The organism is Micromonospora sp. SYSU B005, from assembly GCF_055362685.1.
The window spans coordinates 305,291-325,364 of record NZ_JAXCFU010000005.1; the positions used below are offsets into that span (position 1 = coordinate 305,291).

The 20,074-nt window shown below is 73.1% G+C and carries 19 protein-coding genes; 13 read left to right on the top strand and 6 right to left on the bottom strand.

Features of this window, described 5'->3' with window-relative positions; translation table 11 throughout:
• Positions 1-391 precede the first annotated feature (391 nt).
• Together SM452_RS15180 and SM452_RS15185 are read left to right on the top strand one after the other, a co-directional pair.
• Complete coding sequence (locus tag SM452_RS15180; RefSeq protein WP_463840123.1) at positions 392-1,075, top strand: S1 family peptidase; 684 nt, start codon at positions 392-394, stop codon at positions 1,073-1,075.
• 12 nt (positions 1,076-1,087) lie between these two features.
• The gene (locus SM452_RS15185) at positions 1,088-1,663 is read left to right on the top strand and encodes a YbjQ family protein (RefSeq protein ID WP_463840124.1); all 576 of its coding nucleotides are present in this window, start codon (positions 1,088-1,090) and stop codon (positions 1,661-1,663) included.
• Positions 1,664-1,787: 124 nt separating this feature from the next.
• On the opposite strand, the gene purB is transcribed toward SM452_RS15185, so the two are convergent.
• From purB to SM452_RS15205, 4 genes are all read right to left on the bottom strand, one after another.
• Positions 1,788-3,212 carry an adenylosuccinate lyase gene (gene purB, locus SM452_RS15190; RefSeq protein ID WP_262012765.1) on the bottom strand — a complete coding sequence of 475 codons (1,425 nt, stop codon included), beginning with the start codon at positions 3,210-3,212 and terminating at the stop codon, positions 1,788-1,790.
• Positions 3,213-3,300: 88 nt separating this feature from the next.
• Positions 3,301-4,053 carry a hypothetical protein gene (locus SM452_RS15195; RefSeq protein WP_355514065.1) on the bottom strand — a complete coding sequence of 251 codons (753 nt, stop codon included), beginning with the start codon at positions 4,051-4,053 and terminating at the stop codon, positions 3,301-3,303.
• Complete coding sequence (locus SM452_RS15200; RefSeq protein ID WP_269703086.1) at positions 4,050-4,565, bottom strand: SigE family RNA polymerase sigma factor; 516 nt, start codon at positions 4,563-4,565, stop codon at positions 4,050-4,052. The genes SM452_RS15195 and SM452_RS15200 overlap by 4 nt, the downstream gene beginning before the upstream one ends.
• 94 nt (positions 4,566-4,659) lie before the next feature.
• Positions 4,660-5,952 (bottom strand): acetyl-CoA C-acetyltransferase, encoded by a 1,293-nt coding sequence (locus SM452_RS15205; RefSeq protein WP_262012768.1) that lies wholly within the window; start codon positions 5,950-5,952, stop codon positions 4,660-4,662.
• A gap of 55 nt (positions 5,953-6,007) precedes the next feature.
• Between SM452_RS15205 and SM452_RS15210 the strand changes: the two genes are divergently transcribed.
• The 7 genes from SM452_RS15210 to SM452_RS15240 all read left to right on the top strand — a co-directional run bounded on the left by SM452_RS15210 (position 6,008) and on the right by SM452_RS15240 (position 13,084).
• Positions 6,008-7,366: a 3-oxoacyl-ACP reductase gene (locus tag SM452_RS15210; protein WP_355514059.1), complete on the top strand. Its 1,359-nt coding sequence runs from the start codon at positions 6,008-6,010 to the stop codon at positions 7,364-7,366.
• On the top strand, positions 7,366-8,433 hold the full coding sequence (locus tag SM452_RS15215) for a MaoC/PaaZ C-terminal domain-containing protein (protein WP_262013014.1): 1,068 nt from the start codon (positions 7,366-7,368) through the stop codon (positions 8,431-8,433). The genes SM452_RS15210 and SM452_RS15215 overlap by 1 nt, the downstream gene beginning before the upstream one ends.
• An 80-nt stretch (positions 8,434-8,513) precedes the next feature.
• Positions 8,514-9,272: an NUDIX hydrolase gene (locus tag SM452_RS15220; protein WP_262012770.1), complete on the top strand. Its 759-nt coding sequence runs from the start codon at positions 8,514-8,516 to the stop codon at positions 9,270-9,272.
• Positions 9,269-10,210 carry a BUD32 family EKC/KEOPS complex subunit gene (locus SM452_RS15225; RefSeq protein WP_463840125.1) on the top strand — a complete coding sequence of 314 codons (942 nt, stop codon included), beginning with the start codon at positions 9,269-9,271 and terminating at the stop codon, positions 10,208-10,210. Before SM452_RS15220 ends, SM452_RS15225 begins: the two co-directional genes overlap by 4 nt.
• A 10-nt stretch (positions 10,211-10,220) precedes the next feature.
• The gene (locus SM452_RS15230) at positions 10,221-11,180 is read left to right on the top strand and encodes a hypothetical protein (protein ID WP_402810663.1); all 960 of its coding nucleotides are present in this window, start codon (positions 10,221-10,223) and stop codon (positions 11,178-11,180) included.
• Positions 11,177-12,436, top strand: coding sequence for an adenylosuccinate synthetase (locus SM452_RS15235; RefSeq protein ID WP_463840126.1), 1,260 nt, complete (start codon positions 11,177-11,179; stop codon positions 12,434-12,436). Before SM452_RS15230 ends, SM452_RS15235 begins: the two co-directional genes overlap by 4 nt.
• Before the next feature lie 24 nt (positions 12,437-12,460).
• Complete coding sequence (locus SM452_RS15240; protein WP_463840127.1) at positions 12,461-13,084, top strand: DedA family protein; 624 nt, start codon at positions 12,461-12,463, stop codon at positions 13,082-13,084.
• Positions 13,085-13,129: 45 nt separating this feature from the next.
• Here SM452_RS15240 and SM452_RS15245 read toward each other — a convergent pair whose 3' ends face one another.
• Positions 13,130-13,768: a TetR/AcrR family transcriptional regulator gene (locus tag SM452_RS15245; protein WP_262012778.1), complete on the bottom strand. Its 639-nt coding sequence runs from the start codon at positions 13,766-13,768 to the stop codon at positions 13,130-13,132.
• Positions 13,769-13,846: 78 nt separating this feature from the next.
• Here SM452_RS15245 and SM452_RS15250 point away from each other — a divergent pair, with 78 nt between their 5' ends.
• From SM452_RS15250 to SM452_RS15265, 4 genes are all read left to right on the top strand, one after another.
• A complete protein-coding gene (locus SM452_RS15250; protein ID WP_262012779.1) occupies positions 13,847-14,299 on the top strand; it encodes an SCP2 sterol-binding domain-containing protein in 453 nt (150 codons plus the stop codon).
• 1 nt (position 14,300) lies between these two features.
• Positions 14,301-15,515, top strand: a complete 1,215-nt coding sequence (locus tag SM452_RS15255) for an acyl-CoA dehydrogenase family protein (RefSeq protein ID WP_355512265.1) — start codon at positions 14,301-14,303, stop codon at positions 15,513-15,515.
• A gap of 164 nt (positions 15,516-15,679) precedes the next feature.
• A complete protein-coding gene (locus SM452_RS15260; protein ID WP_262012781.1) occupies positions 15,680-17,245 on the top strand; it encodes an AMP-binding protein in 1,566 nt (521 codons plus the stop codon).
• Positions 17,246-17,320: 75 nt separating this feature from the next.
• Positions 17,321-18,820, top strand: a complete 1,500-nt coding sequence (locus tag SM452_RS15265) for a N,N-dimethylformamidase beta subunit family domain-containing protein (RefSeq protein ID WP_355512263.1) — start codon at positions 17,321-17,323, stop codon at positions 18,818-18,820.
• Here SM452_RS15265 and purD read toward each other — a convergent pair.
• Positions 18,804-20,051: a phosphoribosylamine--glycine ligase gene (gene purD / locus SM452_RS15270; protein ID WP_463840128.1), complete on the bottom strand. Its 1,248-nt coding sequence runs from the start codon at positions 20,049-20,051 to the stop codon at positions 18,804-18,806. The two genes, SM452_RS15265 and purD, sit on opposite strands and share 17 nt — an antisense overlap.
• Positions 20,052-20,074: the final 23 nt, after the last annotated feature.

The following is a 20,074-nucleotide window of genomic DNA, read 5'->3' on the forward strand; positions in this document are numbered from 1 at the left end:
GCCCGGCCCGCACCGGCCGGGGGCAGTTCCGGCACTGATCGGCCCCGCCGGCGGCACCGGACGGGCACCGTTGCCCGTTCGTTGCGGCGTCGATGCGAATTCGTTGCGCTCCGTGCTCGTGGCCACCCCTCAGCAACACCTCCCAGCAGGCATTCTGCCGCGAAACACCCCACCTTGGACCGGTATCCGACAGCGGGCGCGCGGGGCACGCGGCGCGCGTCACGCCATCGGCCTGATTCGATCCGCATCTTGTGACAGAGGGCAGCGCGGCCGTAGCATGCATCGTCAGACGTCGATGAGTTAGATCGACGTCCCTCGCCGGCCCACCCCATCCGGCGGGTGTCACCCCCCGCCCGGCACCCCCGGGCGTCCGCGCAGAAGGAGCCCCGACATGCGCCTCCGTCCCCTGCTCGCCGTGCTGACCACCGCGCTGGCCGGCGTCCTGGCCACCGCCTCCGGCGCCACCGCCGCGCCGGCCGGCCCGCAGCCGATCATCGGTGGCGGCACCGTCTCGTCCGCCCCGTGGGCCGCCGCCGTGTTCAGCAACGGCTCGTTCACCTGCTCCGGCAGCGTGATCGCGCCCCAGTGGGTGCTCACCGCCCGGCACTGCGTCAGCGGCACCATGTCGGTCCGGGTCGGCAGCGTCTACCGCGCCTCCGGCGGCGTCACCCGCACCGTGAGCGCCTCCTACACCCGCTACGACCTGGCCCTGCTGCGCCTGTCCAGCACGGTCAGCACCTCCGCCGTGTCGCTGGCGAGCAGCAACCCGCCGGTCGGCTCGACGAACACCATCTACGGCTGGGGCATGACCTGCTACAGCGGCTGCAGCGCGTCGTCGCAGCTCAAGACCGCCAGCGTCCAGGTGACCAGCAACAGCGCCACCGACGCGTACGGCGGCCAGGCGATCCGGAGCACCCGGATCAACGGCAACGCGTGGCGGGGCGACTCGGGCGGCCCGCAGTTCTACAACGGCCGGCAGGTCGGCGTCGCCTCCACCGCCGACGGCCAGAGCATCCAGAACTACGGCAGTGTTGCGTACAACCGGGCCTGGATCACCTCGACGGCCGGTGTCTGACGGTTGATGCCGATGCGGCGCGGATCGGTCGGGTGCGGCCCGACCGTCCGCGCCGCGCCGTTTTTCAGCATCCGATCAGCTGAACACGGCTCGCGAACCATCCGGCCGAGGACTGACAGCATCGGAAGTGTGCTGGTCGTGACGACGGATCAACTGCCCGGCTACGAGATCCGCCAGATCCTCGGCGAAGTGGTCTCCTCGATGGCGAGGACCCGCAACCCGTACCGCGAGGGGGTCAAGAACCTGCGCGGTGGCGCCTACGACCCGATGGCGCCGGACAACCTGACCCGGTGGCGTACCGACTCGGTGGCCCGCCTCGGCGAGGAGGCGCGCCGCCTGGGCGCGAACGCGGTGATCGGCATGCGCTTCGACAGCCGGGACTGCGGCGAGATGTGGATGGAGATCTGTGCGTACGGCACTGCGGTGATCGTCGCGCCGAAGATGCCGGACGTCATGCCGCCGGACCAGCCGGCGATCGCGGCCGAGACCGCCCACGACCCGGAGATCGCCTCCGCCCCCGGCGGCATCGCCGAACCGGCGTCCGCCCCTAACCTGAGCTCCGCCGCCGAAACCCCCACCGGCCCCTGACCCCCTCTGCCCGCCCTCTCTGCCCGCCTCTCTGCCGGCCGCCTCTGCCGCGTCGATCATGAAGTTGACGGCAGGAATGATCTCCTTGAGTGCCGCCAACTTCATGATCGACCGGAAGAAGAGGTCAGAGGATGGGGGGCGGGGAGTAGGCCGCCGCCTCGGGGTGGGATTCCACCACCTTGGTGATTCTTGCGGTCACCCGAGTGACCTGGTCGGTGGCGGCGCCTACGAAGGCGTTGCGGTCGGCGACCAGGGTGTCGATCTCGGCCCGGGTCAGGCCCAGCCGGCCGTCCGCGGCCAGGCGGTCGAACAGGTCGTTCTCGGCCGCGCCCTTCTCCCGCATCGCCAGCGCCACGGCGACCGCGTGCTCCTTGATCACCTCGTGCGCGACCTCCCGGCCGACACCCCGGCGCACTGCTGCCACCAGGATCTTCGTGGTGGCGAGGAACGGCAGGAAGCGCTCCAGCTCCCGGTTGATCACCGCCGGGTACGGGCCGAACTCGTCCAGCACGGTGAGGAACGTCTGGAACAGCCCGTCGGCGGCGAAGAAGGCGTCGGGCAGCGCGACCCGGCGCACCACCGAGCAGGAGACGTCACCCTCGTTCCACTGGTCACCGGCCAGCTCGCCGACCATCGACAGGTAACCCCGGATGATCACCGCGAAGCCGTTCACCCGCTCCGACGAGCGCGTGTTCATCTTGTGCGGCATCGCGCTGGACCCGACCTGGCCCGGCTTGAAGCCCTCGGTGACCAGTTCCTGGCCGACCATGAGCCGGATCGTGGTGGCCAGCGACGACGGCGCGGCGGCCACCTGGGCCAGCGCGGCGACGACCGCCATGTCGATCGAACGCGGGTAGACCTGGCCGACGCTGTCCAGCACTCGGCTGAACCCCAGATGCTCGGCCACCCGGCGCTCCAGCTCGGCCACCTTGCCGGCGTCGCCGTCGAACAGGTCGAGCTGGTCGGCGGCGGTGCCCACCGGCCCCTTGATCCCCCGCAGCGGGAACCAGCCGATCAGGTCCTCCAGCCGCTCGTACGCGATCAGCAGTTCCTCCGCCGCCGACGCGAAGCGCTTGCCCAGCGTGGTGGCCTGCGCGGCGACGTTGTGCGACCGGCCGGTCATGACCAGGGCCGAGTACTCGCCCGCGTGCCGGCCCAGCCGGGCCAGCGTGGCGACCACCCGGTCCCGGATCAGCTCCAGCGAGGCACGGATCTGGAGCTGCTCGACGTTCTCGGTGAGGTCGCGGGAGGTCATCCCCTTGTGCACGTGCTCGTGCCCGGCGAGCGCGCTGAACTCCTCGATCCGGGCCTTCACGTCGTGCCGGGTGACCCGCTCGCGCGCCGCGATCGAGGCCAGGTCGACGTCGTCGACCACCCGCTCGTACGCCTCGACGACCCCGTCCGGCACCGGCACGCCGAGGTCACGCTGGGCCTTGAGCACCGCCAGCCAGAGCCGGCGCTCCATCCGGACCTTCTCCTCCGGCGACCAGAGGGCGACCAGTTCGGGCGAGGCGTACCGGTTGGCGAGCACGTTCGGGATCGTCGTCACGTACCTCAGTCTTTCACGACGCCCGGGCCGGCCCCGGCGACGCCGGTACCCGGTCCGGCCTGTGGGCGGGCCGGACCGGGACACGCCGTCAGCCCAGCCGGATCTCCGGGTCCAGCCCGACCGCCGCCATCTCCTCGGCCGTCAGCAGGTGCCGGTCGCTCGACGAGTGCGCCTGCACTGTCACCTGGGTGCCGTCGGTCCGTTCGACGTGCGCGTACCGGACGGCGACCCGCTGCCGTGGCGACGCGGGTGGCGCACGGTAGCCCTCCACGTCGTACGTCAGCACCCGCTCGCCGTTGGGCCCGGTGAAGGACCGGCAATCGATCATGCTCTCCCTGCACTCGTCCGGGCCGATCGCCTGACCCGGAAGCGGCCGCCCGACGTTGACCGCCAGGTACGACCGAACGGTGCCCCGGGCAGCGACACCCACCCCGAACCAGCCGGTCATGGACTCCCACCGGAACGGTTTCACCGACCACTGAGGGTCGTCGGTGAGCGGGCCGTTCCAGGTCTTGTGGTCGGTGACCGGATCGGCGCCCCGCACCCACCGCAGGCCCGGGGCCTCCCGGTCGAGCGCTGCCAGCATCGCCGACCGCAGGCGCTCCGGCTGGGTCCGGGCGGTGGCCGACGCGGCCGAGTAGGCGGGCGCCGGACCACCTGACGCACCCGGCTGCACGACCACGCCGGCGCCGAGCGCCAGTGCCAGCACCGCTGTCGCCGAGGCGTACGCGCCCAGGCGTCGCCGCCGACGCCGCCCTTCCCGCGCCACCAGGGCGTCCACGTCCACCGCCGTCGGCGGCGCGTCGCCGATCGCCTCGTCGAAGATCTGCCGGTACGTCATCTCTGCCTCCCGCTCTCCACTGCCGAATGGTGCGAGGCGAGCAGCCGCAGCGTCTCCAGCGCACGGGCGGCCTGACTCTTCACGGTTCCGGTGCTGACGCCCAGGATCTGCGCGGTCTCCTCGACGGACAGGTCGCAGTAGAACCGGAGCACCACCACCGCCCGTCGCCGCGGCGCGAGCCGGCCCAGCAGGTCCAGCAGCATCTCCCGCTCACCGACCGACGGCTCCCCGGCCGCCAGGTCCGCCCGGTCCGGCACCTCGTCGGTGCTGTGTTCCCGCCGCCACGGGCGGCGCCGCTCGTCCAGCCAAGCGTTGGTGAGCATCCCCCGGACGTACGCGTCGATGTTGTTCGCGCCGAGCGCCCGCCGCCAGTTGCGGTAGAGCTTGCCCAGCGTGATCGACACCAGGTCGTCCGCCGTGTGCCAGTCCCGGCAGAGCAGGTACGCCGTGCGGCGCAGCGGCTCCAGCCGGGCGGTCACGTAGTCGCGGAACTCCTCGTCACGCCCGGTCACGGGGCGCCGCTCCTCGTTCGCCTCATGCCCAGGGGACGGAACGGGCCGGCAGGCGGGTTGCCCGCCCGGTAGAGAACCGGGCGGGACGCCGTCGTCAGCGCTCCAGGATCGCTGTCACGCCCTGCCCGCCTGCCGCACAGATGGAGATCAGGCCGCGCCCGCTCCCCTTCTGATCCAGCAGCTTGGCGAGCGTGGCGACGATCCGGCCGCCGGTGGCGGCGAACGGGTGCCCGGCCGCCAGCGACGAGCCGTTGACGTTCAGCTTGTCCCTGTCGATCGAGCCGAGCGGGGCGTCCAGGCCCAGGCGCTCCTTGCAGAACTCCGGCGACTCCCAGGCCGCCAGCGTCGCCAGCACCTGCGAGGCGAACGCCTCGTGGATCTCGTAGAAGTCGAAGTCCTGGAGGCTCAGCCCGGCGCGGGCCAGCATCCGGGGCACCGCGTACGCGGGGGCCATCAACAGGCCCTCGTCGCCGTGCACGAAGTCGACGGCGGCGGTCTCGGACCAGGAGAACCAGGCCAGCACCGGCAGGTTGTGCGCCTTGGCCCACTCCTCGGACGCGAGCAGCACCGTCGATGCGCCGTCGGTGAGCGGCGAGGAGTTGCCGGCGGTCATGGTGGCCCGCTCGGCGTCCGCACCGGAGGCGCCGAAGACCGGCTTGAGCGAGCCGAGCTTCTCCAGGCTCGTGTCCGGGCGCAGGTTCTGGTCGCGGGTCAGCCCCAGGTAGGGGGTCATCAGGTCGTCGAAGAACCCCTTGTCGTACGCGGCGGCGAGCCGCTGGTGCGAGCGCAGCGCGAGTTCGTCCTGCGCGGTCCGGTCGACGTTCCAGCGCAGCGCCGTGCGGGCCGCGTGCTCACCCATCGACAGTCCGGTACGCGGCTCGGCGTTGCGCGGGATCTCCGGCTTGAACGGCTGGTGCGGGCGCAGCTTCGCCGCGATCTTGAGCCGTTCGCCGAGCGTACGGGCCGAGTTGAGCTGGATCAGCGTGCGCCGCATGTCCTCGTTGACGGCGAGCGGCGCGTCCGAGGTGGTGTCGACGCCACCGGCGATGCCGACCTCGATCTGCCCGAGGGCGATCTTGTTGGCGACCAGGATGGCCGCCTCCAGCCCGGTGCCGCAGGCCTGCTGGATGTCGTACGCGGGGGTGTGCGGGTCGAGCCGGGAGCCGAGCACCACCTCACGGGTGAGGTTGAAGTCGCGGGAGTGCTTGAGCACCGCGCCAGCCACCACCTCGCCGACCCGCTCGCCGGCCAGCCCGAACCGGGCGACCAGCCCGTCGAGCGCCGCACCGAGCATGTCCGCGTTCGACGCGTGCGCGTAGCGCGAGTTGGACCGGGCGAAGGGGATGCGGTTGCCCCCGATGACCGCGACCCGCCGGACACTCTGCACGATCGGCCTCCCTCGAAACTGTTGCCCGAACCCTACTCGCCAGTAGGCTACGCCTATGACCGACAGGTACGCGAGCTTCGTCCAGACGGGGGCCGGTCGCGCGCTGGTCAAGCGCCTCGGGCTGCCCGACCCGCCCCGACTGCGCCGGCACACGCCGGGCGACCCGCTCGTTCCCGGGCCGGTCCTGCTCGGCTCCTCGGCCGGCGGCCGGATCGCCGAGCCGGCCGGCAAGATCCTGACCGCCGCCGGGGTCGAGCTGGCCGATCCGGTCGCCGCCCACGACGCCGACCGCCGCTTCGCGGCCCTGGTGTACGACGCCAGCGGCATCACCGACTCCACCGGGCTGCGCCAGCTCTACGACTTCTTCCACCCGCAGGCCCGTTCGCTGGTGCCGAGCGGCCGGGTGATCGTGCTTGGCACCCCGCCGGCCGAGTGCGGCTCCCCTCGGGAGGCTACCGCCCAGCGTGCGCTGGAGGGCCTGACCCGCAGCATCGGCAAGGAGTTCGGCCGGGGCGTGACCGCCCAGCTGGTCTACGTGACACGCGAGGGTGACGCCGGTACCCCGGTGAGCCTGGAGTCCACGCTCCGGTTCCTGCTCTCCGGCCGGTCCGCGTACGTCTCGGGCCAGGTGATCCGGGTCGGCACCGGCACCGCCGTCGCGCCGGCCGACTGGGACCGGCCGCTCGACGGGCAGGTGGTGCTGGTGACCGGCGCGGCCCGGGGCATCGGCGCGGCGCTGGCGAAGGTGCTGGCCCGCGACGGCGCGCAGGTGGTGGCGCTGGACATCCCGGCGGCCGGGGACGAGCTGGCCGCCGTCGCGAACGAGATCGGCGGCAGCGCGGTGCAGCTCGACCTGACCGCTCCGGATGCGCCGACCCGGCTGGCGGAGCACCTGGCGTCCCGGCACGGCCGGGTCGACGTGGTGGTGCACAACGCGGGCATCACCCGGGACAAGACGCTGGGCCGGATGGACGCCGACCGGTGGGACTCGGTGATCGACGTGAACCTGTCCAGCCAGGAGCGCATCAACGACGTGCTGCTGGAACGCGACCTGATCCCGGCCGGCGGCCGGATCGTGTCGGTCTCGTCGATCGCCGGGATCGCCGGCAACCGGGGGCAGACCAACTACGCGACGAGCAAGGCCGGCGTGATCGGTCTGGTGGACTCGCTCTCCCCGGTGCTGCGCGAGCGCGGGATCAGCCTGAACGCCGTGGCGCCGGGCTTCATCGAGACCCGGCTGACCGCACGTATCCCGCTGACCATCAGGGAGGCGGGACGGCGGATGAACAGCATGGCCCAGGGCGGCCTGCCGGTGGACGTGGCCGAGACGATCGGGTGGCTCTCCTGGCCGGCGAGCGGCGCGGTGAGCGGCAACGTGGTCCGGGTCTGCGGCCAGAGCCTGCTGGGGGCGTGATGGCACCCCGTGACCACGAGGACGACGACCTGACCCTGCACGACCTGATCGAGGGCCCCACCCGAGACCTGACCGCAGCCCGAGCCGCCGCCCTAGCCCGCACGCAGGCCCGCCCCTCCTCCGACGATCATGAAGTTGACGGCACTTCTGGAGATCCACAAGGCAGCCAACCTCATGATCGACGGGGTGAAGCGGTGGGGCCGGAGGGGCGGCGGCGGGTCGCGCTGGAGCGGCTGCCTGCCAGTGGGGCGCTCTATCGGCGGGCGCTGCTGGGAGTGGTGCCGGGGGTCGGGGGGCGGCGCGGGGCGGACGTGCCGGGGCTGGAACTCGCCGTCGGTGGGGTCGCTGTGGATCAGCGGCATCTGGCGGACTACGACCGGGTGTGCGGGTTCCGGCTGACCGACCGGCTGCCGGCGACGTACCTGCACGTGCTCGGGTTCCCGCTGTCGCTGCGGCTGATGACGAGCCCCGGCTTCCCGATCCCGCTCACCGGCGTGGTGCACGTGGCCAACCGGATCACCGTGCACCGTCCGGTCGAGGCCGGCGAGAGCGTCGACTTCCACACGTACGCGGAGAACCTGCGCCCGCACGAGCGGGGCCGCCAGCTCGACGTGGTGCTGGTCGGCTCGATCGGCGGCGAGGAGGTGTGGCGCGGCGTGTCCACGTACCTCGGGAAGGAGCGCGCGTCCGGCGGCGGCCCGCGGCGCGACCGGGGTGACCGCCCGGCACCGCCCGCCGCCTCGGCCCGGTGGCGGGTGGCCCCACGGGTCGGTACGGACTACGCGCGCGTCTCCGGCGACCACAACCCGATCCACACCTCGAAGCTGGGCGCGCGGCTGTTCGGCTTCCCGCGCCCGATCGCGCACGGCATGTGGAGCAAGGCCCGCTGCCTGGCCGCGCTGGAGCCCCGGCTGCCCGAGGCGTACACGGTGGACGTGTCGTTCAAGCTGCCGGTGCCGTTGCCGTCGACTGTGGCGTTCAGCGCCTCGGCGACCGGCGCGGGCTGGGACTTCGCACTGCACAGCGCCCGGGACGGAAGGCCACATCTGACCGGTTCGGTGCGCTGAGCGAAAGAGGGGACTTGCCGTCCCCTCTTTTCGGCGCTAAGTTGTTCTCAGATTGAGTTGTTCTCAACCTGAGAGAGTGAGTGACCGTGAACGAGCAGGAGTTCCTCGCCGGGTACGACCCCCGGGACTACCCGGCGGTCGCGGTCACCGTCGACGTGGTCGCCCTGACCATCCGCGAGGGCGCGCTGCACCTGCTGCTGATCCGCCGCGGCGCGCCACCCTACGAGGGGCACTGGGCGCTGCCCGGCGGCTTCGTCCAGCCGGACGAGGACCTCGCCGCGGGCGCCCGGCGCGAGCTGGCCGAGGAGACCGGCCTCGGCGGCGAGCGGCTACGCCGGGTGCACCTGGAACAGCTCGGCAGCTACGGCGCCCCCGACCGCGACCCCCGCATGCGCGTGGTCTCGGTCGCCCACCTGGCGTTCGCCCCCGACCTGCCCGACCCGGTCGCCGACACCGACGCCGACGAGGCGATCTGGCTGCCGGTCACCGCGCTCACCAGCCGGCAGCTCGCCTTCGACCACGGCCGGATCATCTCCGACGGCCTGGAGCGCGCCCGCTCCAAGCTGGAGTACACGCCGCTGGCCACCCGGTTCCTCGCCCCCGAGTTCACGATCACCGAACTGCGGGAGGTCTACGAGACGGTCTGGGGCCACCCGCTGCACGCCGGCAACTTCCACCGCAAGGTGCTCTCGGTGCCCGGCTTCGTGGAGAGCACCGGCGCCAGCACCGAACGCGGCGGCACGCGCGGCGGCCCCCGGGCCAAGCTCTACCGCGCCGGAGACGCCCGGCTGCTGCACCCGGCGCTGCTGCGCCCCGCCCGGGAGGAGACGGTGCGGTGAGGACCGAGGAGGCGATCCGGCTGGTCACCGCCGCGCGTACCGACGCCGACCTGTTCGGTACGCAGGAGCCGGCCCGCCGCTACCGCGAGCTGGTCGGCGCGCTGCACCCCGACCGGCTGGGCGCGGCCGACCCCGGGGTACGCGCCGCCGCCGCCGAAGCGCTGGTCACCGTCACCACCCGGTGGCGCACCCCCGCCCCGATGTACGTCGGCGACGTCGCCGACCTGCACGACCACGGCGACGGACGCCTGCTCAAAGTGGCCCGGCACCCCGGCGACAACGACCTGATGGCCCGCGAGGCACGCGCGTTGCGCCGCATCGCCGAGCGCGGCGACGCCAAGCACCTCGCGTACGTGCCCCGGCTCGTCGACTCCTACCCGGCGCGCGACCCGTCGACCGGAGTGCAACGGCAGGTCAACGAGCTGGTGACCGTACCCGGACTGCGCAGCCTCGACGACGTGCGCCGCGCGTACCCGGACGGGCTGGACCCGCGCGACGCGGCCTGGATGTGGCGGCGGCTGCTCGTGGCGCTCGGCCTGGCCCACCGGGCCGGCGTGGTGCACGGCGCGGTGCTGCCCCGGCACGTGCTGATCGAGCCGGACGCGCACGGCCTGGTGCTCGTCGACTGGTGCTTCTCGGCCGAGCCGGGCGGGCTCGTGCCGGCGCTGGTGCCCGGCCACGAGGACTGGTATCCGCCGGAGGTCGCCGCGAAGCGGCAGTGCGGGCCGGGCACCGACATCGCGATGGCCGCCCGCTGCATGACCTGGCTGATGGGTGACCGCGCGCCCCGCGAGCTGCGCGCCTTCGCCGACGGCTGCCAGGGCACCGCGCTCGCCACCCGGCCGGACGACGCCTGGCGGCTGCTGCGCGAACTGGACGAGGTGCTGCACCGGCTGTACGGGCCGCGCACCTTCCGACCCTTCACCCTCAACCCGTAGGGAGGCTGCCATGGGCAGTGGAATCTGGTCCACCGACGTGTACGACGCCGCCGACCGTTACCGGCGCCGCACCGGCAAGAGCGCGTTCTCCTACAGCGACAGCGGCGCACGGAAGGTGCACCCGGCGCTCGACCCGCGCGACGCGCTGCGGGAGAGCCGCGACTCCGCCGAGCACCCGCAGTCGACGCCGATCGCCGTGCTGTTCGACGTCACCGGCTCGATGGGGCACGTGCCCCGGGTGCTGCAGAGCAAGCTGCCGCAGCTGCTCGGCCTGCTGCTGCGCCAGGGGTACGCGAAGGACCCGCAGGTCATGTTCGGCGCGATCGGCGACGCCACCTGCGACCGGGTGCCGTTGCAGATCGGGCAGTTCGAGTCCGACAACCGGATGGACGACGACCTCGGCCGGATCGTGCTGGAGGGCGGCGGTGGCGGCCAGATGATGGAGTCGTACGAGCTGGCGCTGTACTTCATGGCCCGGCACACGGCCACCGACAGCTGGGACAAGCGCGGCCGGCGCGGCTACCTGTTCATCATCGGCGACGAACTGGCGTACCCGGCGGTGAAGACCGCTGAGGTGAGCCGGCTGATCGGCGACGACCTGCGCGAGGACGTGCCGGTCCGGCAGATGGTGGACGAGGTGACCGCGCGCTGGGACACCTACTACCTGCTGCCCGCCGGCAGCCACTACGCGGGCAACCGCAAGGTGCTGGACTTCTGGCGCGGCCTGCTCGGGCAGAACGCGGTCGAGCTGGACGACCTGGACGCGGTCTGCGAGACGATCGCGCTCACCGTCGGCCTCGGCGAGCAGGCCATCGACCTGGACGCCGGGCTGCGCGACCTGGACCGGGCCGGCTCCACCGCCACCCGTACCGTCTCGAAGGCGCTCGCCCGGCTCGGCTCCGACCGGCGCGCGGTGGCGACGCTGCCGTTCAGCCCGGCCGACGGCGCAAGCGGGGTCACCCGGCTGTGAACCACGTGATGGTGGTCGACCTCGGCTACGGCGACGCCGGCAAGGGCACAGTGGTGGACCTGCTCTGCGCCACCCGGCAGGTCCACACGGTGATCCGGTTCAACGGGGGCGCGCAGGCGGCGCACAACGTCGTCCTGCGCGACGGAAGGCACCACACGTTCGCGCAGCTCGGCGCCGGGACGTTCCGTCCGGGCGTACGGACACACCTGGCGCGGCACGTGGTGGTGGACCCGCTGGCGCTGGCCGCCGAGGCCGACCACCTCGCGTCGGTCGGCGTGCCCGACGCGCTCGACCGTCTGACAGTGGACGGGGAGGCGCTGCTCGCCACCCCGTACCACCGGGCCGCGAATCGCGCCCGGGAGATCGCCCGGGGAGCCGACCGGCACGGCTCCTGCGGGCTCGGGGTGGGCGAGGCGGTCGCGTACGGCCTCGCCCACCCCGACGAGGCACCCCGGGTGGCGGACTGCCGCCGCCCGGCGGTGCTGCGCCGGCGGCTGACCGCGCTACGGGACCGGCTCACCGCCGAGCTGGGACCGCTCGACGCGCCGCCGGTGGAGGACTGCCTGCCCGCGTACGCGGCCTTCGCACGCCGGGTCGCGATCGTCGACCGGACCTGGCTGGCATCCGCGCTGCGCGAGGGCACCTGCGTGTTCGAGGGCGCCCAGGGGGTGCTGCTGGACGAGTGGCACGGCTTCCACCCGTACACGACGTGGAGCACCACGACGTTCGCCAACGCCGAGACGCTGCTCGCCGAGGCGGGGATGGCCGGTACCGCGCAGCGGCTCGGTGTGCTGCGGACCACCACCACCCGGCACGGTCCCGGGCCGCTGGTCACCGAGGACGCGGCGCTGCCGTTCGCCGACCGCCACAACGGGACGAACCCCTGGCAGGGCCGGTTCCGGTTCGGGCACTTCGACGCGGTCGCCCACCGGTACGCGCTGGAGGTCGCCGGTGGCGTCGACGGGCTGGCGCTCACCCACCTCGACCTGGCCGGTCCGGAGCTGCGGATCTGCCGCCGGTACGAGGGCCTGGACCGGCTCGTCCCGGGGCCGGCCGGTGACCTGGACCGGCAGGCGGCGCTCACCGAGCGGCTGATGCGGGCCCGGCCGGTGCTGGACGAGTCGCCCGCCGACTGGCCGGCTGCGGTCTCGGAGGCGCTGGGGGCGCCGGTGGTGCTCACGTCGCGCGGGCCGACGGCCGAGGAGAAGGAAGGGCCCCTTGTTGACGCCTTTTGTATGGGAAGGGCCCCTGCTTAACACCGCACCACCGAGCATGGGTGCATGGGGGACGTGCTCGACCTGCTGCACCACACGGTGACGTCGCCGTGGGTGTATCTGGTGATCATCGCGGTCACCGCCGTCGACGCGTTCTTCCCGGCGGTCCCCGGCGAGACGGTGGTGATCACCGCCGGGGTCTTCGCGGCCGGCGGCGAACCGAACCTGGTGCTGGTGATCCTGACCGCCGCGTTCGGCGCGCTCGTCGGCGACCACGTCTCGTACGCGATCGGGCGCGGCGGCGGCGCGCACCGGCTGGCCCGCTTCCCGGCGGACAGCAGGCGGCGGGCCAGTTCGGAGTGGGCCCGCCGGGCGGTCGACAGGCGCGGCGGGATGATCCTGACCACCGCCCGGTACGTCCCCGGCGGCCGCACCGCGGTCACGCTGACCATGGGCGCGGTCCGCTACCCGGCGCGCACGTTCCTGCTGTACGACGGCCTGGCGTGCACCACCTGGGGGGTCTACTGCGGGCTGCTCGGCTACTTCGGTGGCCTGGCGTTCGAGCACAACCCGCTGTCCGGGCTGCTCGCCGGCGTCGCCATCTCGCTGGCGGTCACCGGCCTGTTCGAGGCCGTCCGCTGGGGCCGGCGGCGGGCGCGCCAGCGGGCTGCCGCCCGGCGCGACTGTTAAAAGGGGGCCCTTGTACTACCGGAGGCGTTAAGAAGGGGCCCTTCCTTACGCCGTAGGCGGGTGCCAGGTGACGCCGCGCAGGAGCTGGTCGGCGCCGAGCCAGGCCACGTTCATCATCCGCGTCGCGGTCTTCCCCGCGTCCGCCTCGGGGTGGTCGGCCAGCCAGTCGGCGAGCGACTCGCTGGCACCGACCAGCCCGTACGCGACCACCTCCAGGTCGGTGGCGCCGACCTCGCGGCCGGAGGCGCGCAGCGCGTGGTCGAGCATCCCGGCGACCACCTCGACCAGCCGGTCACGCATGGCGGCGAGTTCGGCGGCGAACGGCTGGGAGCCGCGGGCCTGCCGGTAGAGCACCGCCCAGCCGTCGCGGTGTGCGCCGACGAAGCCGAAGAACGCGCGCAGCCCGCGCCAGAGCCGCTCGTCGGCGGGCAGGTCGGGGGCGGCGGCGCCGGCGATCGCCTCCATCATCCGGGTGCTCTCCCGGTGCAGGCAGGCGATGAAGAGTTCCTCCTTGGTGCCGAGGTAGGCGTACACCATCGGCTTGGAGATGCCGGCGTCGTCGGCGATCTCGTCCATGCTGGCGGCGTGGAAGCCGCGGCGGGAGAACACCTTCACCGCCGCGTCGAGCATCTGCTGCTCGCGTACGGCGCGTGGGAGGCGCTTGAAGGTCGGCGTGCTGGACACCCTTGCGAGCATACCTACCCGTGCGTAAGGTTACGCCAGAGTAACCAAAGTGGCCCCGCCCGAGAGGTGCAATCCCCCATGACTGACTTCGACCCGGCCAACTTCGCGAACGTCGGCCCGAAGGAATTCGCGCAGCTGGTCAAGTCCACGCCGGACGCCAAGATCAACGAGATCATGTCCGGCGACTCGCGCGGCAAGATCCTCAGCGAGGTCTTCAACCGGATGCCCACGCTGTTCCGCGCCGACCGCGCCGGTGCCACGAACGCGGTCATCCACTGGAACATCACCGGCCGTCCGGACGGTGGCACCGACACCTACGAGATCGTCATCGAGAACGGCACCTGCACCGTCTCGGAGACCGCGACCCGCGACCCGAAGCTGAGCCTCACCATGGGCCCGGTCGAGTTCCTGAAGATCGTCTCCGGTGGCGCCAACCCGGTGATGATGTTCATGACCGGCAAGCTGAAGGCCAAGGGCGACCTGGGCCTGGCCGCCAACATCGCCAACCTGTTCGACATCCCCAAGGCCTGACATGGCCGAGTTCTCGCTCGACCTGAACGAGGAACAGCGGGACCTTCGCGACTGGGTGCACGGCTTCGCCGCCGAGGTCGTGCGCCCGGCCGCGGCCGAGTGGGACGCCCGGGAGGAGACCCCCTGGCCGATCATCCAGGAGGCCGCGAAGGTCGGCCTGTACGGGTTCGAGTTCCTCGCCACCTGCTGGGCCGACCCCACCGGCCTCTCCCTGCCGATCGCCAGCGAGGAACTCTTCTGGGGTGACGCCGGCATCGGCCTGAGCATCTTCGGCACCTCCCTCGCGGTCGCCGCGATCTACGGCGCCGGCACCCCCGAGCAGCTCGTCGAGTGGGTGCCGCAGTGCTTCGGCGACGTCGACTCCCCGGCCGTGGCCGCGTTCTGCACGAGCGAGCCGGAGGCCGGGTCCGACGTCGGCTCGATGCGTACCCGCGCCGTCTACGACGAGGCCACCGACGAGTGGGTGCTCAACGGCCAGAAGGCGTACGCCACGAACGGCGGCATCGCCGGGGTGCACGTCGTGACCGCCTCGATCGAGCCCGAGCTGGGCTCGCGCGGCCAGGCCGCGTTCGTCGTACCCCCTGGCACTCCCGGTCTGACCGCCACCCGCAAGCTGCGCAAGCTGGGGCTGCGCGCCTCGCACACCGCGGACGTCTTCCTCGACGACGTCCGGGTGCCCGGCCGCTGCCTGCTCGGCGGCAAGGACGCGCTCGACGAGCGTCTGGCCCGTGCCCGGTCCGGGCAGCGCGCCTCCGGTCAGGCGGCGATGCGGACGTTCGAGCTGTCCCGCCCGACAGTCGGCGCGCAGGCGCTCGGCGTGGCCCGCGCCGCCTACGAGTACGCCTTGGACTACGCCAAGGAGCGGGTCCAGTTCGGACGCCCCATCATCGCCAACCAGGCGGTCGCGTTCGCGCTCGCCGACATGAAGATGGAGATCGACGCGGCCCGGCTGCTGGTCTGGCGCGCCTCCTGGATGGGCCGCAACAACCGGCCGTTCACCGCCGGTGAGGGCTCGATGTCCAAGCTCAAGGCCGGCGAGGTGGCCGTCTCGGTGACCGACAAGGCGGTCCAGCTCCTCGGCGGCGCCGGCTTCCTGCGCGACCACCCGGTGGAGCGGTGGTACCGGGACGCCAAGATCTACACCATCTTCGAGGGCACCTCCGAGATCCAGCGGCTGGTCATCTCCCGGGCCATCTCCGGGATGCAGATCCGCTGACCGCCGGCGGGCCGCGGCCCGACCCGTGACGCCTCGTGCCGTCGCGGGCCGGGCCGCCGCTCCCGGGCCGACCCGAACCGCGATCGGGCACAAGATCATGCCGAACCGGACGCCCGACCGTCCGGAGCCTGGTCGACGAACCACGAACGCGAAGGAGTTGCGCCTTGGACCTGCCGTTCATCGCCGCCACGCTGACCCGACGTGGACTGCTCGCCCCGGGCGGACCGATCCGCGTGGTCTCCCAGCTCAACGCGCTGCGCCGGTGGGGCTGGAGCCTCGCCGGGGAGCTGCGCCAGGCCGCCGCCCGCGACCCCGGCCGCGTCGCTGTGGTCGACGAGCAGGGCGCCACCATGACGTACCAGGAACTGCTCGACCGCTCCGAGCGGCTGGCCCGGTCGCTGCGCTCCCACCTCGGCGTGCAGACCGGCGACCGGGTGGGCGTGCTCTGCCGCAACCACCACGGCCTGATCGAGGCGATAGTCGCAGCGATGCTGCTCGGCGCGGACGCCGTCCTGGTCAACACCGGCCTGTCCGCCGCGCAACTGGTGACTGTGGCCGAGGAACAGGGCCTGCGCGTCCTGGTGCACGACGGCGAGTTCACCGAGCGCGTCCTCGGCCTCCCGGCCGAGCTGCACCGGGTCGACGAGCGGGGGCAGGAGGAGCTGATCGCCGCCGCCGTACCCGGGGAGAAGCTCCAGCCGCCGGAGCGCGACGGCCGCACCATAGTGCTGACCTCCGGCACCACCGGCGCACCCAAGGGCGCCCGCCGGCCCACCCCGCACGGCTTCGGCCCGCTGGTGTCCATCATCGACAGGATCCCGCTGCACGCGAAGAACACCGTGATGATCGCCGCGCCGATCTTCCACACCTGGGGGTACGCCGCACTCCAGGTCTCGTTCGCGCTGCGCGCCACGGTCGTACTGCACCGGCGCTTCGACCCGGCCGCCACGCTCGCCGCGCTCGTCGACCAGCGGTGCGACGCGATGTTCGCCGTACCGGTGATGCTGCAACGGCTGATGGAGGTCGCGCCGCCGCAGCCCCGGCCGCCGCTCAAGGTGGTGGCGGTCAGCGGATCCGCGCTGCCCGGCAACCTGGCCACCGCCTTCATGGACCGGTACGGCGACGTGCTCTACAACCTCTACGGCTCGACCGAGGTCTCCTGGGCCTCCATCGCCGGCCCGCCCGAACTGCGCGCCGCGCCCACCACCGCGGGCCGGCCGCCGCACGGCACCCGGCTGGCCATCCTGGACGAGACCGGCCGGCCGGTCCGCGACGGCGAGGTCGGGCGGATCTTCGTCGGCAACGAGATGCTGTTCGAGGGCTACACCTCGGGCGCCGGCCGGGAGAGCCGCGACGGTCTGCTCGACACCGGCGACCTGGGCCGGCTCAACGCCGACGGACTGCTCTTCGTCGACGGCCGCGCCGACGACATGATCGTCTCGGGTGGCGAGAACGTCTTCCCGTCCGAGGTGGAGGACCTGATCGCCCGGTTGCCGCAGGTCCGCGAGGTCGCGGTGATCGGCGTACCGGATCCCGACTACGGTCAGCGGCTGGCCGCGTTCCTGGCGCTGCGGGCCGGCGAGACGCTCGACCCGGAGGCGGTCCGCGAGTACGTCCGGCGCTACCTGGCCCGCTTCTCCGTGCCCCGTGACGTGGTGTTCGTCAAGTACCTGCCGCGCAACGCCACCGGCAAGGTGCTCACCCGGGAGCTGCGCCGCTACTTCGATTGATCAACAACGGACAGACAGCGCCGGCCGCCGGTGCTACCTTGTCTCCCGACCGGACGGGGAACGGGGAGCACCACAATGGACCGGTTTCGGCGGCGTACCGCGCTCGGCCTCCTCGTCGGCGGCGCGTCCGCCGCCGCGCTCGGCTCGTTCGACCCGGTCCACGGCCGGCCCGACGACCCACCCACCCGCTGGCCGGTTCCGCCCGTCGAGCGGGAGAACCGCGCCGCCGGTGAGCCGTGGTGGCCCGAGCACGGCGGCCGGGCCGCCGACGACCGGCGGCGTCAGATCCAGGGGTACGCCTCGACGACGAGCGTCGCCCCCGGCGGGGTGATCGATTTCCACGTCGCCGTCAACCCGGGCGGCCGGTTCCGGATCAGCGTGCACCGCATCGGCTGGTACGACGGCGCGGGCGCCCGCACGATGCTGACCAGCCCCGAGCTGCGCGGCGAGCCGCAACCGGTACCGGTCGCCGACCCGGACACCGGTGCGCTCGACTGCCGGTGGCCGGTGTCCTGGCGCCTGCCCGTCCCGCACGGCTGGACCTCCGGCCTCTACCAGGCGGTCTTCACCTCGGCCGGCGGCTGGCGGGCGTGCACGCCGTTCGTGGTGCGCGACGACAGGCGCCCGGCCGCGCTCTGCGTGGTGCTGCCGGTGACCACCTGGCAGGCGTACAACCAGTGGCCGCGCGACCGGCGGGTCGGCAAGAGCCTCTACAACGGCTACCGGACCGACGGGCGGCGCGACCCGGCGCTGCGGGCACGCGCTGTCTCGTTCGACCGCCCGTACGCCGACGCGGGCCGGCCCACCCACTTCGACCGCGACGAGGCAGCGGTCCGGTGGCTGGAACGCAACCTCTACGACGTCAGCTACGCCACCAGCTTCGACCTGCACTCCGGGCGACTCGACCCGGCCCGGTACCGGGGCCTGGTGTTCTGCGGGCACGACGAGTACTGGTCGGCCGAGATGCGCCGCGCCACCGAGGTCGGCCTGGACGGGGGCACCAGCCTCGCGTTCCTCGGCGCGAACAGCGTCTACTGGCACGCCCGCGTCCGGCCCGCCGCCGACGGCCGCCCCGAACGCGTCGTCGAGTGCGCCAAGACGCTCCCCGACCCGGGCGCCGGCACCGGCGACCCGACTGTGACGTGGCGCGACCTCGACCGGCCGGAACAGGCGCTGCTCGGCGTGCAGTACAACGGCATCGTGCTGACCCCGCAGCCGCTCGTGGTGCGCGGTGCCGACAACTGGGTGTGGTCCGGCACCGGCGTCGCCGACGGCGACCGCATCCCGGGCGTGGTCGCGGGCGAGGCGGACGGGCTGCACGCCGCCCTCGCCCGGCCCGCCGGGACCACGCTCAGCTCGTCGCCGTACCCGGCGCAGCAGGGCGGCCGGCGACTCCAGAGCAGCCACGTCTACGAGACGGCACGCGGCGCCGTGGTGTTCGCCAGCGGCACGCTCGGCTGGACGCTGGCCCTGGACCGGCAGGGACACCGCGACCCACGCATCGAGCGGGCCACGGCGAACGTGCTCAACCGGATGGCCGGCCGCCGGCGCGGGACGGTCAGCCCGGGATCGTGATCCGGCCGTCCACCGCCGCCGCCGCGATGTCGGTGCGGTGGTGGGAACCGGCCAGCTCCACGTCGCGTACCAGGGCGTAGGCGGCGTCGCGAGCGGCAGCCAGGTCCGGCCCGGTCGCCGTACCGCAGAGGACCCGGCCGCCGGCGGACCGCAACGTGCCGTCGGCGTCCCGGCGGGTGCCGGCGTGGATGATCCCGGCGCGGTCCGCGCCGGTGATCACATCACCGGTACGCGGGCCCGCCGGATAGCCGTCGGCCGCCACCACGACGGTGACCGCCGCGCCGTCGCGCCACCGCAGCGGCGGGTGCGCGCCGAGCGTGCCGGTGGCGGCGGCGTGCAGCAGCCCGCCCAGCGGCGTCTCCAGCAGGGCGAGCACGACCTGCGTCTCCGGGTCGCCGAAACGCGCGTTGAACTCGATGACACGCGGGCCGGACGGGGTGATCGCCAGGCCCACGTAGAGCAGCCCGGCGAACGGGGTGCCCCGGCGGCGCAGCTCCGCCAGCGTCGGGTGCACCACGTCGCGCATCACGTCGTCGACCAGGTTCGGCGGGGCCCACGGCAGCGGCGCGTACGCGCCCATCCCGCCCGTGTTCGGCCCGGTGTCGCCGTCGCCGACCCGCTTGAAGTCCTGCGCCGGCAGCAGCGGCACCGCCGCCTCGCCGTCGGTCACCACGAACAGGGAGACCTCGGGACCGGACAGGTACTCCTCGATCACCACCCGGCCGCACTCCGCCGCGTGCCGCTCGGCGGCAGCCCGGTCGTCGGTGACCACCACGCCCTTGCCGGCGGCGAGCCCGTCGTCCTTCACCACGTACGGCGCGCCGAACTCGTCCAGCGCGTGCGCCACCGCAGCCGCGTCCTCGCAGGTGTACGCGCGGGCGGTCGGCACACCGGCGGCGGTCATCACGTCCTTGGCGAACGTCTTCGAGCCCTCCAGCCGGGCCGCCTCCGCGCTCGGGCCGAACACCGCGATGCCCTTGGCGCGTACCGCGTCGGCGACGCCCGCTACCAGCGGCGCCTCCGGCCCGATGACCACCAGGTCGGCCGCGACCTCGACGGCGAGGGCCGCCACTGCCGCCGGGTCGGTGGGTGTCACCTCCCGAAGCTCGGCCACCGCGGCGATCCCCGGATTCCCCGGAGCCGCGACGAGCGCCTCGACAGCCGGGTCACCGGCGAGTCCGAGCGCGAGAGCGTGCTCCCGCCCACCACCACCCACAAGAAGTACGCGCACGACCGGCATCCTACTGACCACCC

Coding starts and splice junctions, on each gene's coding strand:
- SM452_RS15210 (WP_355514059.1), top strand. CDS start 6,008: ATGACCGACAGGTACGCGAGCTTCGTCCAGACGGGGGCCGGTCGCGCG.
- SM452_RS15255 (WP_355512265.1), top strand. CDS start 14,301: ATGGCCGAGTTCTCGCTCGACCTGAACGAGGAACAGCGGGACCTTCGC.
- SM452_RS15265 (WP_355512263.1), top strand. CDS start 17,321: ATGGACCGGTTTCGGCGGCGTACCGCGCTCGGCCTCCTCGTCGGCGGC.
- SM452_RS15185 (WP_463840124.1), top strand. CDS start 1,088: ATGCGGCGCGGATCGGTCGGGTGCGGCCCGACCGTCCGCGCCGCGCCG.
- SM452_RS15180 (WP_463840123.1), top strand. CDS start 392: ATGCGCCTCCGTCCCCTGCTCGCCGTGCTGACCACCGCGCTGGCCGGC.
- SM452_RS15195 (WP_355514065.1), bottom strand. CDS start 4,053: ATGACGTACCGGCAGATCTTCGACGAGGCGATCGGCGACGCGCCGCCG.
- SM452_RS15215 (WP_262013014.1), top strand. CDS start 7,366: ATGGCACCCCGTGACCACGAGGACGACGACCTGACCCTGCACGACCTG.
- SM452_RS15250 (WP_262012779.1), top strand. CDS start 13,847: ATGACTGACTTCGACCCGGCCAACTTCGCGAACGTCGGCCCGAAGGAA.
- SM452_RS15240 (WP_463840127.1), top strand. CDS start 12,461: ATGGGGGACGTGCTCGACCTGCTGCACCACACGGTGACGTCGCCGTGG.
- SM452_RS15230 (WP_402810663.1), top strand. CDS start 10,221: ATGGGCAGTGGAATCTGGTCCACCGACGTGTACGACGCCGCCGACCGT.